Source organism: Kangiella sp. M94, from assembly GCF_054926195.1.
Genome location: NZ_CM142903.1, coordinates 460994 through 479231, shown reverse-complemented (window position 1 = coordinate 479231; position 18238 = coordinate 460994). Strand labels below are relative to the sequence as shown.

16 protein-coding genes are annotated in these 18238 nt (G+C 44.6%); 3 read left to right on the top strand and 13 right to left on the bottom strand.

Features of this window, described 5'->3' with window-relative positions; genetic code table 11:
- Positions 1–15: 15 nt before the first annotated feature.
- From lepA to rpoE, 5 genes are all read right to left on the bottom strand, one after another.
- Positions 16–1824, bottom strand: a complete 1809-nt coding sequence (gene lepA / locus ACYTXU_RS02310) for a translation elongation factor 4 (RefSeq protein WP_462208050.1) — start codon at positions 1822–1824, stop codon at positions 16–18.
- 185 nt (positions 1825–2009) lie between these two features.
- Complete coding sequence (locus ACYTXU_RS02305) at positions 2010–3308, bottom strand: trypsin-like peptidase domain-containing protein (protein ID WP_462208048.1); 1299 nt, start codon at positions 3306–3308, stop codon at positions 2010–2012.
- Positions 3309–3469: 161 nt separating this feature from the next.
- Complete coding sequence (locus ACYTXU_RS02300; protein WP_462208046.1) at positions 3470–3961, bottom strand: SoxR reducing system RseC family protein; 492 nt, start codon at positions 3959–3961, stop codon at positions 3470–3472.
- Positions 3962–4129: 168 nt separating this feature from the next.
- The gene (locus ACYTXU_RS02295; protein WP_462208045.1) at positions 4130–4807 is read right to left on the bottom strand and encodes a sigma-E factor negative regulatory protein; all 678 of its coding nucleotides are present in this window, start codon (positions 4805–4807) and stop codon (positions 4130–4132) included.
- Between the two features lie 364 nt (positions 4808–5171).
- Entirely contained in the window at positions 5172–5762 is a 591-nt protein-coding gene (rpoE, locus tag ACYTXU_RS02290; RefSeq protein ID WP_462208043.1) for an RNA polymerase sigma factor RpoE, read from the bottom strand.
- Between the two features lie 252 nt (positions 5763–6014).
- Here rpoE and nadB point away from each other — a divergent pair, with 252 nt between their 5' ends.
- Positions 6015–7619 carry an L-aspartate oxidase gene (gene nadB, locus ACYTXU_RS02285; RefSeq protein WP_462208042.1) on the top strand — a complete coding sequence of 535 codons (1605 nt, stop codon included), beginning with the start codon at positions 6015–6017 and terminating at the stop codon, positions 7617–7619.
- On the opposite strand, the gene ACYTXU_RS02280 is transcribed toward nadB, so the two are convergent.
- Complete coding sequence (locus ACYTXU_RS02280) at positions 7610–8119, bottom strand: protein YgfX (RefSeq protein WP_462208040.1); 510 nt, start codon at positions 8117–8119, stop codon at positions 7610–7612. The two genes, nadB and ACYTXU_RS02280, sit on opposite strands and share 10 nt — an antisense overlap.
- A gap of 50 nt (positions 8120–8169) precedes the next feature.
- On the bottom strand, positions 8170–8424 hold the full coding sequence (locus ACYTXU_RS02275; RefSeq protein ID WP_462208038.1) for an FAD assembly factor SdhE: 255 nt from the start codon (positions 8422–8424) through the stop codon (positions 8170–8172).
- Between the two features lie 107 nt (positions 8425–8531).
- Between ACYTXU_RS02275 and ygfZ the strand changes: the two genes are divergently transcribed.
- A complete protein-coding gene (ygfZ, locus tag ACYTXU_RS02270) occupies positions 8532–9446 on the top strand; it encodes a CAF17-like 4Fe-4S cluster assembly/insertion protein YgfZ (protein WP_462208037.1) in 915 nt (304 codons plus the stop codon).
- 77 nt (positions 9447–9523) lie between these two features.
- Here the strand turns inward: ygfZ and ACYTXU_RS02265 are convergent, their stop codons facing one another.
- The 5 genes from ACYTXU_RS02265 to ACYTXU_RS02245 form a co-directional block, all read right to left on the bottom strand.
- Positions 9524–11371, bottom strand: a complete 1848-nt coding sequence (locus tag ACYTXU_RS02265; RefSeq protein WP_462208035.1) for a DUF885 domain-containing protein — start codon at positions 11369–11371, stop codon at positions 9524–9526.
- 120 nt (positions 11372–11491) lie between these two features.
- Positions 11492–11767: a DUF3081 family protein gene (locus ACYTXU_RS02260; RefSeq protein ID WP_462208034.1), complete on the bottom strand. Its 276-nt coding sequence runs from the start codon at positions 11765–11767 to the stop codon at positions 11492–11494.
- A 113-nt stretch (positions 11768–11880) separates the two neighbouring features.
- On the bottom strand, positions 11881–13380 hold the full coding sequence (gene lysS, locus ACYTXU_RS02255) for a lysine--tRNA ligase (protein WP_462208032.1): 1500 nt from the start codon (positions 13378–13380) through the stop codon (positions 11881–11883).
- Positions 13381–13849: 469 nt separating this feature from the next.
- Positions 13850–14948, bottom strand: a protein-coding gene (gene prfB / locus ACYTXU_RS02250) for a peptide chain release factor 2 (protein ID WP_462208030.1) whose coding sequence is annotated in 2 segments (ribosomal slippage) — positions 13850–14872 and positions 14874–14948 — 1098 coding nt in all. Because the reading frame shifts where the segments join, the coding sequence is not laid out codon by codon here.
- A 171-nt stretch (positions 14949–15119) separates the two neighbouring features.
- Positions 15120–15638 (bottom strand): DUF4442 domain-containing protein, encoded by a 519-nt coding sequence (locus tag ACYTXU_RS02245; protein ID WP_462208028.1) that lies wholly within the window; start codon positions 15636–15638, stop codon positions 15120–15122.
- 118 nt (positions 15639–15756) lie between these two features.
- Between ACYTXU_RS02245 and ACYTXU_RS02240 the strand changes: the two genes are divergently transcribed.
- Positions 15757–17607: a DUF885 domain-containing protein gene (locus tag ACYTXU_RS02240; RefSeq protein WP_462208027.1), complete on the top strand. Its 1851-nt coding sequence runs from the start codon at positions 15757–15759 to the stop codon at positions 17605–17607.
- Between the two features lie 87 nt (positions 17608–17694).
- On the opposite strand, the gene ACYTXU_RS02235 is transcribed toward ACYTXU_RS02240, so the two are convergent.
- A complete protein-coding gene (locus tag ACYTXU_RS02235) occupies positions 17695–18234 on the bottom strand; it encodes a GNAT family N-acetyltransferase (protein WP_462208026.1) in 540 nt (179 codons plus the stop codon).
- Positions 18235–18238: the final 4 nt, after the last annotated feature.

Below are 18238 nucleotides of genomic sequence, written 5' to 3'. Positions count from 1 at the left end.
CAGGGCCTTCTTTTGTTATTTATTGTCTTTGCCGACATGCAGTACCGCAAGAAAAGCTTCCTGTGGAATTTCCACTTTGCCTACTTGCTTCATACGCTTTTTACCGGCCTTTTGTTTTTCCAATAGTTTACGCTTACGCGACACGTCACCACCATAACACTTTGCCAGTACATTTTTACGCAAAGCTTTGACTGTTGAACGCGCGATGACATGATTACCAATCGCAGCCTGAATCGCGACCTCAAACATTTGACGAGGAATAATTTCCTTCATCTTTTCGACCAGCTCTCGTCCTTTGTAAGGCGCCTGGTCTTTATGAACGATCAACGCCAGCGCATCAACCGTCTCACCATTAATGAGGATATCCAGACGTACCAACTTATCAGACTGGAATCTTTTGAAGCTGTAGTCCAGCGATGCATAACCACGACTGACCGACTTGAGTCTGTCGAAAAAGTCGAGCACCACCTCATTCATCGGCATCTCATAAGTTAAAGCAACCTGGTTTCCAGCATAGTGCATTTTCGTTTGCACACCACGCTTTTCAACACATAAGGTAATCACGCTACCTAGATGCTCTTGTGGTACTAAGATGTTGGCTTCGCAAATAGGTTCACGAATTTCGTCAATATTCGAAAGCGGCGGTAATTTGGAAGGATTATCCACATAAAGCGTTTCGCTATCCGTAGTCGTCACTTCGTAAACAACCGTAGGTGCCGTGGTAATCAAATCAAGATTGTATTCACGCTCTAGCCGTTCTTGAACGATCTCCATGTGTAGCATGCCAAGGAAACCACAACGGAAACCAAAGCCTAGCGCGGTTGAGTTTTCCGGCTCATAAAACAATGAGGCATCATTCAAACTTAATTTAGCTAATGCATCGCGGAATGACTCATAATCATCAGAGCTGACCGGGAACAGGCCAGCATAAACCTGCGGTTTAACTTTCTTAAAGCCTGGCAGTGGTTTTTCAGCTGGGGCTTTGGTCAGAGTGATGGTATCACCCACTGGTGCCCCTTGAATTTCCTTAATGCCAGCAATAATAAAACCTACTTCACCAGCACGTAAAATCTCGGTGTCGTTACGTTTTGGGGTAAAAATACCGACATGATCAACTACATGGGATTTACCTGTCGACATCACCTGCATCTTGTCGTTTTTGCGAATGGTACCCTGCATTACTCGCACCAGCGACACCACACCAAGATAGTTATCAAACCAGGAATCCACAATTAATGCCTGTAAGGGTGCATCTGGATCACCCTCTGCTGGCGGAATATCGCGAACAATACGCTCCAGCAACTCTTCAATACCAACCCCAGTTTTAGCACTACATTGCACTGCATCCATCGCTTCGATACCAACAATGTCTTCAATCTCTTGAATCACACGATCACAGTCAGCGGCTGGTAAATCAATTTTATTCAGTACAGGCACCACTTCCAGATCTTGCTCAATTGCGGTATAGCAGTTAGCTAGAGTTTGTGCCTCAACCCCTTGAGCAGCATCCACCACCAACAAGGCGCCTTCACAGGCCGCCAATGAGCGCGACACTTCATAAGAAAAGTCAACGTGCCCGGGCGTATCAATGAAGTTCAGTTGGTAGGTATGACCGTCTTTGGCGGTATAATTCAAAGTTACGCTTTGCGCTTTAATGGTAATTCCGCGCTCACGCTCTATATCCATAGAATCCAGTACTTGCTCCGCCATTTCTCTGTCAGTTAAACCGCCACAAGCATGGATCAAACGATCTGACAAGGTAGATTTACCATGGTCAATATGGGCAATAATAGAGAAGTTACGAATATAATCGGTGTAGGGCATAGATGTTCCGCTGAATTCCTTCGATTGTTGATGAATTTGCCATTTAAGAGAAGCGATTTACACGACTCCACTTAAAATAGCTTGTACAGGTAGACCAGAGTCGACAGACCCTCGGAATTTAGCGGCCTATTGTAGCTGAAACAACTGAAAAGGCCAGCACTAGAAGTGCTGGCCTGTAAGAGTTTTTACCTGAGTTCAAGCACAAAGAAGTCACTACCACGCCCCGGTCTGGCAACCAACACAGCTATTTTGCCTTTTTCCGGCAAATCGGCCAGCGCAGCCTGGTAATCATCAATCGAACGGATTGGAGTGCGGTGGATCTTTTGGATAATATCGCCAGCTTGAATCCCCGCTGCAGCGGCTGGACTTTTTTCCATCACTTCACTGACTACTACACCATGGCGAATACCATAAGCATCCTGTAAATCATTGCGTAGCTCCTGCACTCGAATTCCCAGCTGATCGCTGCCGCTTCCTACTAATGCAGTTCGGCCAGCACTATCCGTCAGAACAGCATCAACAGCAATCTCATCACCATTTCTGATCACTTTGAGCTTTACCTTATCGCCTGGCATCTTTTGCCCAACGTAATATGGCAGGTCTTGTGCTTTGCGTACTGGTTTGCCATCAACAGCCACCACCACATCACCTGCTTGCAAACCGGCCTCAGCTGCAGCTGAGTTGGGGTGAATACGTCTAATCAATGAACCACTCACATCCTTTAAGCCAAAAGCGTCAGCCCTATCCTGGTCGATTGGGCTAAACATGACACCAAGATAACCGCGATTAACAACTCCTGACTCCATCAGCTGTTCGCGAATATTATTGGCTAAGTCAATCGGAATCGAGAAAGACAAGCCCGAGCTGATCATAGGGTTGAAAACCATTGAATTAATACCGACAACTTCCCCACTGAGATTTATTAGTGGGCCGCCTGAGTTGCCACGATTAATAGCAACATCGGTTTGAATAAAGGGTACATATTGCGAGCCCACTTCACCACGACCTTTGGCACTAACGATTCCCGCAGTGACTGTCTGCTCAAGATTAAAGGGTGCACCGAAAGCCAGTACCCACTCACCAACTTTAAGTACATCTGAAGTGCCCAATTTCAGCGCTTTCAATTTTTGCTTGCCGGGTTCAATTTTTAACAAAGCCACATCGGTATTGGCATCGCTACCCACCACTTCAGCTTCAAACTCACGACCATTGAACAGTTTGACGATGACCTTGCTACCATTATCAATAACATGATGGTTGGTTAGAATATAACCCTCATCATCAACAATAAAACCGGAACCGCCAGAACGCCCGGCCATTCGCCCCCAACGCACCACGTCGACCTGAATACTCACAATACTGGGTTGTACCTTTTCAACCAGTTCGGTGAACTCAGGGAAGGAAGACTTGGCGGTTACACTAAAAGTAGCGGCTAATACAAAAAATACAAAGGCTAAACCACTCGAATAAAAACGCTTCAGCATAATTAAATAACTCCCGCAACGTGTTATATCAGCACTTGTTTCAAAGTATTGGCCTGATAACAGAAAGCCACAGCAAAGGCTCAATGACAGACTGATTGAATCAGGCTTTTCACAGATTGGAAAATTTATAAGGTAAACAGTTCCGACAGAGTCGTCAGTGGTTAGTCGAGGGTTGTTTCGATTTGTTTCACCGCAATCGGTCTCTTTACAATTCTTAACAGTACCGGTTCTGTTTGACCTTTTTGGGCCGCCGACTTACTGTAAAAGTGAGTAATCACAAAACCAATTGCCAGGCCAACTACAGCAGCGAGAATAGAGCTCAGCTCAGAAGGGTTAGCGAGCCAGAACTGCCAAACCAGCAAAGCAATGATCATGCTAATCAGCGGCACCAGATACACCATAAAAGAAGCTCGAACCACCAGATCCTCTGGAATTCCAACTTCTACTTCATCATCTATATTGGCACTTAAACGATTTTTCAAGGGGGTGATAAAGACCTTATGAGAAAAAGCCTTGCTGACAATACCACTGCCACACACTGTGTTGACCTGGCAGCTTGAACAACCGGTTTTACTCTGAGTTTGCACCCAGACGGTATCATTTTCTTTAGCCACCACGCGGCCAACTTCGGTCAACATATTGCTTTCGGTCATAAGGAATGAGTCTTCTAGACTTAGTATTACCATTTTACTGGAAATCAAGTATAAAAGCAGTGACTCATGTGCTTTTGGAAATAACTTGATTGACTCTCATAAACAAAAAAACCGAAGTCAGACTTCGGCTTTCTTGCATAGGTTGGATTCATACACATTTAAAAGTTTTTACTGAACGCCTTCCTGCTCACTTTCACTTTTCATAGGAACTGGTAGTGCTTGCAAACTAGACTCTTGAGGAGTCTGCTCAGCCAACATTGGCACACTGACCGGAATCACTTTCTGATTGCTCACCACCTGTACGCTCGGCAACAAGCTTGATTGCGACAAAGCTTCATGCTTTAAGAACATGTCATGAATCGTTTGTAGTTCCTGACGCTCTACTCTGCTGAGGTTTGCTGTGTTCGAGCTGGAAGTAGCAGTATCGGTGCTGGCGACCGTCGCTAAAGGCGTTACCGGTGAGTCAAACTGTGATTGTGTGCCCACGTTGAAAAGCACCACCAAAGCTACCGAAGCAGCAATCGCATAACCTGTTAGTTGCTTGAAGGGTTTGGTTGGGAATCTAATGACATTGGATTTGGGTTTAGCTGGATTCATTGTGTGAGCTGGTTCATCGGCAATTTGCTCATTAATGCGGCCGGAAATATCGATATCCAAATGTTGAGCCTCATCACGCATAACCTGACCGATTAAATGATAACGACTCCACAGTTGCATTTCTTCAGATTCAAGGGCGAAGCTGCTTTCAGTTGCAAAAGCTTCCAGCTCGTTATCCACGCAAGCGGATACATTCTGCTTATTGAAGCTTCCAGCTGCGCCTTTTTCTAAACCGTTTTTATCCAACATTAACATCCAACCTCTTATTCCAACCACAAGCCTTAATGATGCCGTTTAAATATGCCGTTTAAATATGTGAAAATCGGCATAACCGACGACTTACAATCCGTGCGTCAAATGGTCTTTAGAGTGAGAATTGATAGGCTTTCGCTTAAACTATAAGCATTACCCTTTGTTTCCAATCCTATCTTTAAGACCTCAAGCAAAACTCTATCCGCTTGATTTCAAAAGAAATTTTTGATTTGAGTTATGATTCAGTAATAATTCAGCTTACTTCTTTCAGTTCAAATCCTATACACATTGACTAGACCCTGTGTAAAAAGTTCAGCAGAAATGTAAAAAAGTTTGTATTTCCACTGTTAACTTGATCCCGCTAGGATCGCCAACCCTGTTCCAAAAGCGGGGCAATCTTTTGATCAACCGCGTCCCGTGCACGGAAAATACGCGAACGCACCGTTCCTACTGGGCAGTCCATAACCTCAGCAATTTCCTCGTAACTCAAACCATCCATCTCCCTCAACGTAATCGCGGTTCTCAGATCTTCCGGCAATTCGTCAATGGTTCTGAAAATAATGGTCCGAATCTCATCCCGAAACATAATTCGCTCAGGGCTTCCAGTGTCGCGCAAGGCGTCGCCACCTTCGTACTGTTCTGCATCAACTGAGTCAATGTCACTGCCAGGAGGTCTACGCCCTTGAGATACCAGATAATTTTTCGCGGTATTGATCGCAATCCGATACAACCAGGTATAAAAAGCACTATCGCCACGAAACCCCGGCAGGGCACGGTAAGCTTTAATAAAAGCTTCCTGTGAAATATCCGCTACCTCATGACTGTCTCTGACATAACGGGATATTAAGTTCATAATTTTATGCTGATACTTCTTCACCAGCATATCGAAAGCAGTTTTATCGCCTTCCTGAACACGCTTAACTAACTCTGAGTCTAAATCAGCCCCAGACATATAATCCCCTTTTAATTGTTATCTTCTTGACGAAGTCGCTTGCAGGGCAAACATTGATTGATCAGGGTCATTCAACCCTTCGCTAACCAGCAAAAAAACTAACTGGCTATCGTGCGGTTATGATAAAGTCCGCCAATATTAAACGGTATTCTGCTAGGAAAAAACTAAAGTTTCCAGTGACTTTCTAACAGATAGCGACAAACACAGACTCGCTTAACAGTAGAAAAGTTCCCAACTTTTATCATGGATATCATGAAAAACAAAATTAATCCTACTCAGCACACTACAGATGTGCTGGTTATTGGCAGCGGCGCGGCCGGTTTGTCAGTCGCTTTGCGGCTGGCTCACCTGGGCAAAATCACCGTGCTCAGCAAAGCTGAAGTCACCGAAGGCTCAACCTTCTATGCCCAAGGCGGCATTGCCGCTGTATTAGATGAAAGCGACAGTGTTGACTCTCATGTAGAGGATACCCTAATTGCCGGTGCTGGTCTGTGCGATGAAAAAGCTGTTCGCTATACCGTCGAACATTCGCGCGAAGCCATTGAGTGGCTCATTGAACGCGGTGTTATGTTCAGTAAAGAAGATGAAGCTTATCACCTGACTCGCGAAGGTGGCCACAGTAAACGCCGCATCATCCATTCTGACGACGCTACTGGTAAAGCCGTTTCCACCACGTTAGTTTCCGCAGTGCTCAATGAGCCCAATATTCATATCCTCGAACACTATATCGCAGTGGATATGATCACCAGTCAAAAGCTTGGAAAAACCGATAATCGCTGCCATGGCGCTTATGTACTCAATCTTAAAGAAGATCGCGTCGAAACTATCAGTGCCCGTTTTGTGGTATTAGCGACCGGCGGCGCTAGCAAGGTTTATCTTTACACCTCCAACCCGGACGTCGCCAGCGGCGATGGCATTGCCATGGCGTGGCGAGCTGGTTGCAGCGTGGCCAATCTCGAGTTTAATCAGTTCCACCCAACCTGCCTTTACCACCCACAAGCCCGTAGCTTTCTGATCAGCGAGGCTTTACGTGGTGAAGGCGCCGTATTATTGCGTCCTAATGGTGAGCGCTTTATGCCGGAATATGATGCGCGCGCAGAACTGGCACCTCGAGACATTGTCGCGCGCACAATTGACCATGAAATTAAAAAGCATGGTATCGAATGCGTCTATCTCGATATTTCACATAAAGACCAAGACTTTATCAAAAGTCATTTCCCAACCATTTATTCGCGCTGTCTGGAGTTTGGACTGGATATTACTAAAGATGCCATTCCTGTGGTTCCGGCCGCTCACTACACCTGCGGTGGCGTCAAGGTGGATCTCAACAGCCGTACTGATGTGGAAGGTCTTTATGCTGTTGGCGAGGTAGCCTGCACCGGTCTGCATGGCGCCAATCGCATGGCCAGCAACTCATTACTCGAATGCCTGGTATTTGCTCAGGCTGCAGCCAATGACATTGAGGCACAATGGGATCCCAGCCAGTCACCACCGGCTTTGCCACCGTGGGATGAAAGCCAGGTCACTGACTCTGATGAAGAAGTAGTGCTGAGCCATAACTGGCACGAGCTGCGTCAATTGATGTGGGACTATGTGGGCATTGTACGCACCGATAAACGCCTGCAAAGAGCGCTTAGACGCATCGAACTGCTAAAACAGGAAATTCACGAATATTATAGTAATTTCAAGGTAAGCAATGACCTCATTGAGCTGAGAAACCTGGTCGTGGTCGCCGAGCTTATCGTACGCTGCGCCATGCAACGCAAAGAAAGTCGCGGCCTGCATTATACGTTAGACTACCCAGAACTTGCTGACAAAGCGATAGATTCCAGCTTAAAGCCACCAGTTCAGGACTGATTCTGATCCACTGCCTCATCATGATCGGTGCGGTAATAGCGTAACACTCGAGATAGATGCCTGAAGTCTGTCTCGCTTACGGCATCACGACAAATCAGTAGTTGTTTTTTCTGTGGAGTAAATCTATTCATGAACGGTTGCTCTACATCGTCTTGCTCCAGTTTATAATTCAACCGAATCCACCAGGGCCAAACTACATTATCACTGGCCAGCTCAATGGAATGCTTATCAGTTCCTGAACTATGCGACATGATCAGATACCAACAGCCATCAACAAACTGAAGCTGTTGTACCCTCTCGTTTAGATAATTAACCTTCTTCTGCTGCCACAGCGCACAAGGTGCAAAAACCAACGTCGCCACTAGCAACAGGAGAAAGCTGGTCAACAAGGCGTATTGTGAAATAACGAAAAGAGCAAAGCTGAGGATGAGCAAGACCCACAGTGCTACAAACACTCGAGGCAGCGCTTTGGATGCTTGTATATCGATAAATAAATTCATGTCACTCTTATGTCACTCCCTGACATTAACGCAGTATAGATTGGGCTCTATTACTTTATCTGCTTATTAATAAACTCTCTGATCGCAAGGACAAAACTCTCAAATTCGGGTTTAGGCGTTTCATAGCCCATAATCCAGGAATACAGATCTGGATCATCCTGCTCTAGAAAAGTAGCGTATTCGGCAGACTTGCTATCATCAAAGTGGCAAGCTTCTTGCTCCAGATAAGGAATCAGAACCACATCCAATTCCAACATGCCTCGGCGGCTAGCCCAGTGTAATTTTTTTAGCTGTTCATCAGTCATTGGCACAAACCTAAAATTGTTTCGCGAAATTATAACGGTAACGGTGCAAAACCGCTAAGAATCAGAGTAAAATTATGCACGTTATGAAGCAAAATAAGCATTCAACTATGAATTTTACCAATCAAGACGCAATGCAACACATCACACAACTTCAAAATATTGCTTGCGAGCTCGGCCACTACGGCATTATTCGAGTGCATGGTGAGGAAGCCAAAAAATTCCTACAGGGCCAATTAACCTGTGACCTGGAAAAAATCACTAATGAGCAAGCCACTCTTGGTGGTTTCTGCAATGTTCAGGGACGTTTGCATGGCATCTTTTTCACCCTTAAATACGGTGATGACTACTTATTGTTAGTGCCCAAAGAAGGGCTTGAGCACTTGCTGAACAAGCTCAAAATGTACGCCGTATTCTTCAAAGCGGAATTAACCGATGCCAGCCTCGACTTTCAAATTTGGGGGCATACTCAAAAGGGAGCTACCGCCAACTTCGCTGAAGATATGAGTCTGGTGGTCACCCGCGATAATAGCGTCACCGAAGTTCACCTGAACAGCCTGTTCAATGCTTCCTTTATGATTGCCGAGAAAGAGCATGCCAACGCCATAATTAAGGCATTGGAAGGAACCACGCTAGCTGACGTCAACGCCTGGGAATATATTGAAATTCAAGCTCATATTCCGCTGATCTACGAAGAAACCCTTGAAGAGTTATTGCCGCATTTCATTGGCTTGCCTCAAGTTGGCGGCGTCAGTTTCGACAAAGGTTGCTATACCGGTCAAGAAATCGTCGCACGCATGCATTATCGTGGAAAGCTGAAAATACATGCCCTACTCGCTTATTCAAAAGATACCGCAACTTTAACACCTGGTGATAAGGTACTTAGCGAAGAAGAAAAGGCGGTTGGTGACGTTATCCGTTCAACTGTTTTTGATGGCAAAACTTATGCCTTAATCAGCCTTGCCGATAAAGCTTTAGAAAGCCAACTGAGTATCAATGGAGCTAAGTTTGAAGTGCTAGATTAAATTGCAAACTTGATACTAAACCACAAAAAAGCCCTTAAGGAATTAAGGGCTTTTTTTATGTATTCAGATCAAGTCAATTATGCCTGTGACTTTTTCTGCTCTTTAATCCAGCGATGGATCTTATCTTCGAGAATATTCAAAGGAATCGCACCATCTTTTAGGACTTCATGATGGAATTCACGAATATCAAACTTATCACCTAATTCCTTCTCAGCTAAAGTTCGCAGTTCGCGAATTTTCATTTGACCAATTTTGTAGGCAAGCGCCTGACTTGGAATGGCCATAAAACGCTCTGCTTCAGACACCATACGCGCTTCTGCTGCAGGTGAGTTCTGCTCCATGTACGCCAACACTTCTTCACGCGTCCAACCCTTAGCGTGTAAGCCAGTGTCGGTTACCAAACGAATCGCTCGCCACAGTTCAGCACCTAAGGCTCCAAAGTACTGGTATGGATCCGTATAAACCCCCATTTCCTTACCCAGTGACTCGGAATACAAACCCCAGCCCTCAGTGTAGGCGGTATTACCACCAAAGCGACGGAAGTTCGGAACATCCTTTAACTCAATCTGAGTCGAACGTTGGAAATGGTGACCAGGCACAGCTTCATGTAAATATAATGATTCAACGGTCCAAGTTGGACGAGCAGTCAAATCATAAGTATTGACGTAGAAAATACCCGGACGTGAGCCGTCTGGTGCAGGACTTTGATAAGAGGCTGCTGACGAAGACTGTTCACGATATGCCTCAACTGCACGAATCTCAAACTCAGCTTTCGGAATGACTTTGAACAAATCAGGAGCTGTTTTATCAAGCTTTCCTCTCAGATTCTCATAGGCCTGTAACATATCCTCTTTAGTATCAAACTGGAACTGAGGATCGGTTTTAGTAAATTCAAAGAACTCCTGTAGATTACCTTCAAAACCAACCTCTTTCATAACGCCCTTCATTTCTTCATGAATGCGAGCCACTTCATCAAGGCCAATCTGATGGATTTGCTCAGGCGTTAAATCAGTGCTGGTCGTTTCCTTGACTTTAAAGGCATACCACTCTTTACCGTTCGGAAGTGCAACCATACCCGAGGTCTCACGTGCCGCAGGAATATACTCTTTCTCAATGAAGTCATGCATTTTTTGGTAAGTAGGCACAACCCAGCCTTTAATCGCTTTAACGTACTCTTGAGTTAAGCGCTTTTTGTCTTCATCAGAGAATGATTCGGGCATATTTTTTATAGGACCGTAAAACAGACTGGTCTCAACATCATCAACAACATGTGCTTTAAGTTGTGGCAAGACTTTAACCATCAAAGCCTTAGGTTGCACCACGCCCTGCTCCATCCCTTCACGCATGTTACCAATTATCACATCGACACCACCGGCGGCCTGCTCAAGACGGCTGAGCCAGTTTTCATAGTCTTTAACCGTGTTAAAAGGTTGCGCGCTATTGCCTGAACCTAGCATCGCGATGAAGTTAAAGGGGTTATAGAATTGTTGGATTGGCTGCAGATGATCAGGGTATTGGTGTCCCTCAATTTCCGCCTCACGCTCACCCTTAAAAACTTTATAACTCAGTAGATCCTGGCCTTGAAGTTTTGAAGCATCAATAGTATTGATCTTGGCAAGAAACTCTTTGCTAAAAGCCAAATCTTTGGCAATGCCCTCTTCGGTACCCCAGTCACCCAATTGATCATTGAAACGATTGTCGCCCATAAAGGTTGCCATGATGGGGTTCATTTCAAGGCTGCGTTCCCAATGTTCTGCATATATGGCTGCGGCTTTTTCGGCTTCAGTTTGCTGTTGTGCTGCAACCACTTTGTCGCTGCTTGAAAAGCTCACTGAGGAAGGACTTGCTATAACAGCTGCACTGGAAACCGCCATTGCGATTGAAAAAGATAAAGCTGTTACTTTGTGGATTCTCGAACTACTCATTGAATACTCCCACTGGTTTATATTTAGACTGATTTAGTGGAAATCACTATAACTGTGGGCAAATCACAACTCAAAAGTAACTGGTAACAAAGTGTAAACAAATGGCGAGGTTTGAAGTAATTATTCGCTCGTTTTAGACTTTCTAAGCGCATCAATTTTAGCAATCTTTTCAAAGAAAGCGTCTTTATCCAGTTGATTTTTATAGTCCAAATCAAACCTGCTGTGAAAATAGATGCTCAGAGTCACCTTCTCATCCGTCAACTCAACATCATAACCATCAAAACCCGAAGTGGCGTAGATACCTTTAAAGTAATGACGGTTACCGCGCTGCTCACCTTGCTCAGCAATGATCTGAAACACTCTTAACGCTTGGCGAATATCTATATCAGTTGACATAATTATTTAACTCGATAGTTTTGAATCATCATAAAGGAAGTGACGTGAATTCTAAATAAAAAAAGGGCGACTCATTAGTCGCCCTTACAACATCAATAATAAACGCAGAAAATTTACTCTGGTCGCATGTGTGGGAACAGCAGTACATCTCGAATGCTTGGGCTATCCGTTAGCAGCATCACTAGACGATCAATACCAATACCCTCACCAGCAGTTGGTGGCAGACCATACTCTAATGCGCGAATGTAGTCGGCATCATAGTGCATGGCTTCGTCATCGCCGGCGTCTTTGGCTTCAACCTGTGCTTTGAAGCGCTCGGCCTGATCTTCTGCGTCGTTAAGCTCTGAGAAGCCATTGGCTAACTCACGACCACCGGCAAAGAACTCAAAACGGTCAGTGACGAATGGATCTTCATCATTGCGACGCGCTAATGGCGAAACTTCTGCTGGGTAAGCGGTAATAAAGGTTGGTTGAATTAATTTGTGTTCAGCTACTTCTTCAAAGATTTCAATTTGAACTTTACCCAGGCCCCATGATTTCTCAGTTTTGATTTTCAAACGTTTGGCAACTTCAAGCGCTTTATCTAAATCGCTCAGTTGCTCAAGAGTAATCTCTGGCTGATACTTCATGATAGCTTCAAGAACGGTCATACGCGCGAATGGCTTACCAAAATCATAGGTCTCACCGCTACTTTCAAATACCGTTTTACCTAGAACCGTTTCAACGGTAAAGCGCAACATAGCTTCAGTTAAATCCATCAGGTCATTATAATCGGCATATCCCCAATAGAATTCCAACATGGTAAATTCTGGGTTATGGCGCGTTGATAAACCTTCGTTACGGAAATTACGATTAATCTCGTAGACTTTTTCCAAACCACCAACAACCAACCGCTTCAAGTACAACTCTGGGGCTACGCGCAAATAAAGCGGCATATCCAATGCATTATGATGGGTTTCGAAAGGACGTGCAGATGCACCGCCTGGAATCACATGCATCATCGGCGTTTCTACTTCCAGGAAGTCGCGCGACTCCAAAAAGTCACGTATCGCCTTAATCACTTTTGAGCGAATGATAAAAGTTTCGCGTGATTGCTGATTAACAATCAGGTCAACATATCTTTGGCGATAACGAGTTTCCTGATCCGACAAACCACTCCACTTATCAGGTAATGGACGCAAAGATTTCGTTAGTAGGCGAATGTTAGATGCCTTAACTGACAGTTCGCCTTTATTGGTTTTAAAAACAGTACCTTCAATACCAACAATATCGCCGATATCCCAGGTTTTGAAATCTTCATAAACTTCATCACCTACAGCATCTTTACGAACATAGGACTGAATTCGGCCAGACATATCCTGGATGGTAATAAAACTCGCTTTGCCCATATTGCGGAACAACATGATACGACCTGCAACCGTTACCTGTTTACCCAATTCTTCTAGCTCAGCCTTATCTTTATCGCCATATTCATTGGCGATATTCTCAGCTAAAGAATCACGACGAAAGTCGTTCGGGAAGGCAATCCCCTGTTTTCGTTTGTCTGCCAACTTCTGCTTACGTAAAGTAATCTGCTCGTTGACATCAACTACTGGGGTTTCTTGATTGCTCATTTTCGTTTATTACCTCAATTTACCGTTAAATTTACCATTACAAAAAATACATTGTTACTACTATTAAATTGTTGCTGTGATAAAAATGTCAAAATACATTTTTATCGTAAGTCATGCCTGGGTGAAACAGACCTCGAAATCACATTGCTCCTTCAAGGCTACAAGTTATTCTATCGAGCGAGCGCCGCTCGCCCCTACACCATCATCTAAAGCTCTTGTAGGGTGTGCCTTGGCACACCAATAAACTTTAACTGAAACTAGCGACTAGCGCGATGAAAGTTTATTCTAAACCTCAAAGCACCTGCTCCAAATCGGGCGACCGCAGGTCGCCCCTACAAACCTTCTCAGCCCTTTTGCTAAGTAAGTGCGAGGCAAAACTTCTTAGCGAGGGCCGGAGCCTACTTTTAGTAGGTGACTGCTCCGCTTAAAAAGTTTTAACAAAGCAATTACAACGCACAAAGCGCTGAAGTTAAACGCCTGCTTTTAGCGAAGCCTCTATAAAGCTATCCAAATCCCCATCAAGCACAGCTGTTGTATTCGATGACTCATGTCCCGTGCGTAAATCTTTAATTCGCGACTGGTCTAAGACGTAAGAACGAATCTGACTGCCCCAGCCAATATCGGACTTTGTATCTTCCAATGCTTGCTGCTCTTCGCGTTGCTTCTGCATCTCCAGCTCGTACAGCTTAGCTTTCATCATGCTCATCGCCTGCGCACGATTTTTGTGCTGCGAACGATCATTTTGACATTGCACCACTATCCCAGTCGGGATATGCGTTAAGCGGATGGCGGAGTCAGTTTTGTTTACGTGCTGACCACCTGCTCCACTAGCGCGATACGTGTCCACCCGCAAATCTGCAGGATTCACTTCAATGTCGATACTGTCATCGACTTCCGGATATACAAACACCGATGCGAATGATGTATGGCGACGATTGCCAGAATCGAAGGGTGATTTGCGCACTAATCGATGAACACCTGTTTCAGTTCTCAACCAACCGTAGGCATATTCGCCTTCAACTCTTATGGTAGCGCTTTTGATACCGGCCACATCACCATCAGACTCTTCGGTCACTTCAGCCTTAAAGCCTCGGCTTTCGCACCAGCGAAGGTACATCCTTAATAGGATGCTGGCCCAATCTTGTGCCTCGGTGCCACCAGAACCCGCCTGAATATCAAGATAGGCATTATTCTCGTCCATATCACCAGAAAACATACGACGGAACTCTAGTTTTTCGAGACTGGTGTTTAGTTGCTTTACTTCCTTTTCAATCTCGGTAACGCTCTCAGCATCATCTTCCTCAACTGAAAGCTCTAATAATTCCTGATTATCTTCAATACCTGATTCTAGGTCTTTGATGGTGTTAACGACTGTTTCCAGTTTCGCTCGCTCCTGACCTAAGGCTTGCGCGCGTTCCTGATCGTTCCAGACATCTGGCTGCTCAAGCTCTCGCTCGACTTCTACCAGCCGTTCTTGTTTGCTATCAAAGTCAAAGATACCCCCTAAGCGTTTCGACACGCTCAGACATATCTTTTAGTTGTTCGCGGATTGGGTTTACTTCCAGCATAGTACGTCAGTCACTTCTCATTTGTGGATTTTGCGCCAGAGACGATTATTTATGGCCATCAGCGCATCACGCAAAAGGGACACATTTTAACCAATCTGATGCTCACTGCATACCTTAAATATGAAGCCTGGCCTCTTTTCTTATACCTATCGCGTCATATGTGATGCTGTATTAGCGTCGCTTTGGTGTCCAGGCCCAGATCATGGTGCATGCGATAGGCTCTTTGCCCTCTTCGTCAATGACACTGACAGCAACATTCACTTCACCTTTATCTTCATTGAGGATTGCCAGGCGCTGCGCTTCACTCAGTTTTGCAGTGGCCGTTAAGCTACCCACGGCTCTTTTCAGGAAATCGACTTTCAGGGTTTTGATCACCAGATACTTATCGTCTGGCACATTCATACCGACGACCATGCCGGTAGCCGTTTCTGCGATAAGTGCCATCGCCGCTGCATGGATGGTGCCTATATGATTTTGCACTTTTTTGCGATTCTGAATACGAAACTGGGACTCTTCTTTAGTCAGTTTTAAGACTTCAACTTTGGCCGTACCCACCAGTTTAACGGTTCTTCTGATGACAAAATTCAGTAAAAAGCTCTGCATAAATGTCGGATAACCCTCAATGGTCTTGACCACTTTGGCGAGTCGATTGTTCGCCAGTAATATACTGGACGAGCTTGTTTCATTCATATTAATTCCTTATGAGCAGGGCTTGACCCTATTTGTAAACAGATATTACAAATCATATCCTCTTCAATAATTTAGTGCTAATGTTCTTAGCTCGGTAGGAATTTTCAGGAACCCAAGTATGACCAAAATGACCTTAGTGAGCCTTAGTTTGGCTTTGGCTTTATACGGCTGTAACAGTGAACAAGAACAAGCAAACCCCACAGCTAATTCGACAGCTGCAGAAGTGACGCAAAGCCAGCAACAGCAAGGCATGACCAAAGAAGAAGCGTCAAAGGCTTTAAATGAAATATTTGAGCAGCAATTTCAGGCAAGCCTGGCACTCAACCCTATTCAGGCCACGGCCATTGGCATTCCAGGTTATAACGATAAACTGCCTAATATGCTGTCGCCAGAGTTTCGCAAGAAGAGCCATGATTTTACTGTTGAATGGCTGGATAAAGTCAAACAAATCGATCGCAGCCTGTTATCCGGTCAGGATCGTCTTAGTTACGATATTTTCGTCTATCAATCAGAGCACAGCCTTAAAGGTGAACAGTTTCCTGGCCACCTGATTCCAATCAATCAATCCAGCAATATTGCCAACTTCTTTGCGCAGCTGGGTTCCGGCCAAAGTTTCCAACCATTCAAAACGGTTGAGGACTATGAAAATTGGTTGAAGCGGATTGATGGTGGTGTTGCCATTATGGAGCAAGCGATCATTAATATGGATCAGGGAATCGAAAAGAAAGTCGTTCAACCTAAAGCTCTGATGGAAAAAGTAATTCCACAACTGGCAGCGCATGTAGTTGAAGATCCTACCGCGAGTATTTTCTATACGCCAATCAAAGATATGCCTGAAAACTTTTCAGAAGAAGACAAGAAGCGTTTAACAGAAGCTTATCGCACAGCCATTGTTGAGAAACTGGTTCCTGCTTATAAAGATCTGCATGATTATATTAAAGACGATTACATGCAACATGCTCGCGATACCTTTGGTTTAAGTGAGCAACCTAATGGCGAAGCCTGGTATAACTATCAGCTAAAAACTTACACCACCACAGATCTGACTGCCGAAGAAATTCACCAGTTTGGTTTAGATGAAGTTGCAAGAATCCATTCTGAAATGAAGGAAGTGATGGCAAAAGTAGGTTTTGAAGGCACGCTGGAAGAATGGTTCAAGTACGTACAAACCAATCCTGAGTTCTATTACGACAACGAAGAAGACTTGTTGCAGGGCTATCGTGACTTACAAGCCAAAGTTAATAAGTTATTGCCGAGCATGTTCGACATAGCTCCCGAAACTGACTATGAAGTTCGAGCAGTAGAAGCATTCCGAGCTGAGTCAGCAGCAGGTGCATCCTACATGTCCGGATCGCCGGATGGTTCTCGCCCAGGTATTTTCTACGTTAATACTTTCAACCTGAAAGGTCAGCCTAAGTTTGGTATGGAAACGCTATCCATTCACGAAGCAGCCCCAGGCCATCACTTCCAGATTTCATTACAGCAGGAAATCGAAGGATTGCCCATGTTCCGCCGCTTTGGTGGCTTGAGTGTTTTCAGCGAAGGCTGGGCGCTTTATGCTGAATCAATTGGCAAGGAAATGGGTATGTTCACAGACCCAATGCAATATTATGGTCGCCTCAGCGACGAGATGTTACGCGCCATGCGCCTAGTGGTTGATACCGGGTTGCACGCCAAGGGTTGGTCGCGCCAGGAAACCATCGATTACATGGTAGCCAATTCATCAATGGCCTATACGGATGTAGTTTCCGAAGTAGAGCGCTACATTGCGTGGCCAGGTCAGGCGGTTTCCTACAAAGTTGGCCAGCGCGTGATCAGCAACCTAAGAGCTGAAGCCGAAGAAAAACTTGGTGATAAGTTTGATATCAGAGCTTTCCACCGAGAAGTATTAGTGGACGGTGCCGTGCCAATGCCGGTACTGGAAACTAAAATCCGCGAATGGATAGATTCACAGTTAGACGAATCCTGATTCTCTTCTAACAACTATCCTCTAACAAATTTATCATCCAACAAAAAAAGGAGCTTCGGCTCCTTTTTTTGTTCTTAAATGAATAACTTACAACTTTATATTTCTTCTCAAAACTCCGTAAGCCACTTCATTTTGCCAGCGCCCATCAAAGTTGAAATTTTCCTGAAAATAACCTTCTCGTTGCATACCTAGTTTTTCCATTAACTTCCAGGAAGCAATATTTCTAGGTTCACAATAAGCGACGAGTTTATGAAATGGCCAGTCTCTAACAATCAACTTGACCATAGTTTTAATCGCTTCAGTACCGTAACCGTGTCCTTGAAAGTGACGATTAAATTTATAACCTATTTCAATTTGTTGATGCTGTTTACTTTTGTAACGAAACCCAACATCACCAATCATTTTATTTGTTTCTTTAAGCACTACCGCAGCGCCCATCCACTTGCCTTCTTCGCCATCCCACTCTCCGGCGTGACTTAAGAATAATTCTCTAGCTTCCTTCGGATCACCAACGGGACGGATATATTTCATCACTTCAGGATCAAGTGCGTAATCAAGATAATCATCTACATCTGACTCCTGGAAAGGTCTTAAAATCAAACGTTCGGTTTCTATAGTGTTTTTCATCGAG

What these genes read in the sequence shown, in the direction of transcription:
- lepA (WP_462208050.1), bottom strand. Translation starts at nt 1,824, where the DNA reads ATGCCCTACACCGATTATATTCGTAACTTCTCTATTATTGCCCATATT.
- ACYTXU_RS02305 (WP_462208048.1), bottom strand. Translation starts at nt 3,308, where the DNA reads ATGCTGAAGCGTTTTTATTCGAGTGGTTTAGCCTTTGTATTTTTTGTA.
- ACYTXU_RS02300 (WP_462208046.1), bottom strand. Translation starts at nt 3,961, where the DNA reads ATGACCGAAAGCAATATGTTGACCGAAGTTGGCCGCGTGGTGGCTAAA.
- ACYTXU_RS02295 (WP_462208045.1), bottom strand. Translation starts at nt 4,807, where the DNA reads ATGTTGGATAAAAACGGTTTAGAAAAAGGCGCAGCTGGAAGCTTCAAT.
- rpoE (WP_462208043.1), bottom strand. Translation starts at nt 5,762, where the DNA reads ATGTCTGGGGCTGATTTAGACTCAGAGTTAGTTAAGCGTGTTCAGGAA.
- nadB (WP_462208042.1), top strand. Translation starts at nt 6,015, where the DNA reads ATGAAAAACAAAATTAATCCTACTCAGCACACTACAGATGTGCTGGTT.
- ACYTXU_RS02280 (WP_462208040.1), bottom strand. Translation starts at nt 8,119, where the DNA reads ATGAATTTATTTATCGATATACAAGCATCCAAAGCGCTGCCTCGAGTG.
- ACYTXU_RS02275 (WP_462208038.1), bottom strand. Translation starts at nt 8,424, where the DNA reads ATGACTGATGAACAGCTAAAAAAATTACACTGGGCTAGCCGCCGAGGC.
- ygfZ (WP_462208037.1), top strand. Translation starts at nt 8,532, where the DNA reads ATGAATTTTACCAATCAAGACGCAATGCAACACATCACACAACTTCAA.
- ACYTXU_RS02265 (WP_462208035.1), bottom strand. Translation starts at nt 11,371, where the DNA reads ATGAGTAGTTCGAGAATCCACAAAGTAACAGCTTTATCTTTTTCAATC.
- ACYTXU_RS02260 (WP_462208034.1), bottom strand. Translation starts at nt 11,767, where the DNA reads ATGTCAACTGATATAGATATTCGCCAAGCGTTAAGAGTGTTTCAGATC.
- lysS (WP_462208032.1), bottom strand. Translation starts at nt 13,380, where the DNA reads ATGAGCAATCAAGAAACCCCAGTAGTTGATGTCAACGAGCAGATTACT.
- ACYTXU_RS02245 (WP_462208028.1), bottom strand. Translation starts at nt 15,638, where the DNA reads ATGAATGAAACAAGCTCGTCCAGTATATTACTGGCGAACAATCGACTC.
- ACYTXU_RS02240 (WP_462208027.1), top strand. Translation starts at nt 15,757, where the DNA reads ATGACCAAAATGACCTTAGTGAGCCTTAGTTTGGCTTTGGCTTTATAC.
- ACYTXU_RS02235 (WP_462208026.1), bottom strand. Translation starts at nt 18,234, where the DNA reads ATGAAAAACACTATAGAAACCGAACGTTTGATTTTAAGACCTTTCCAG.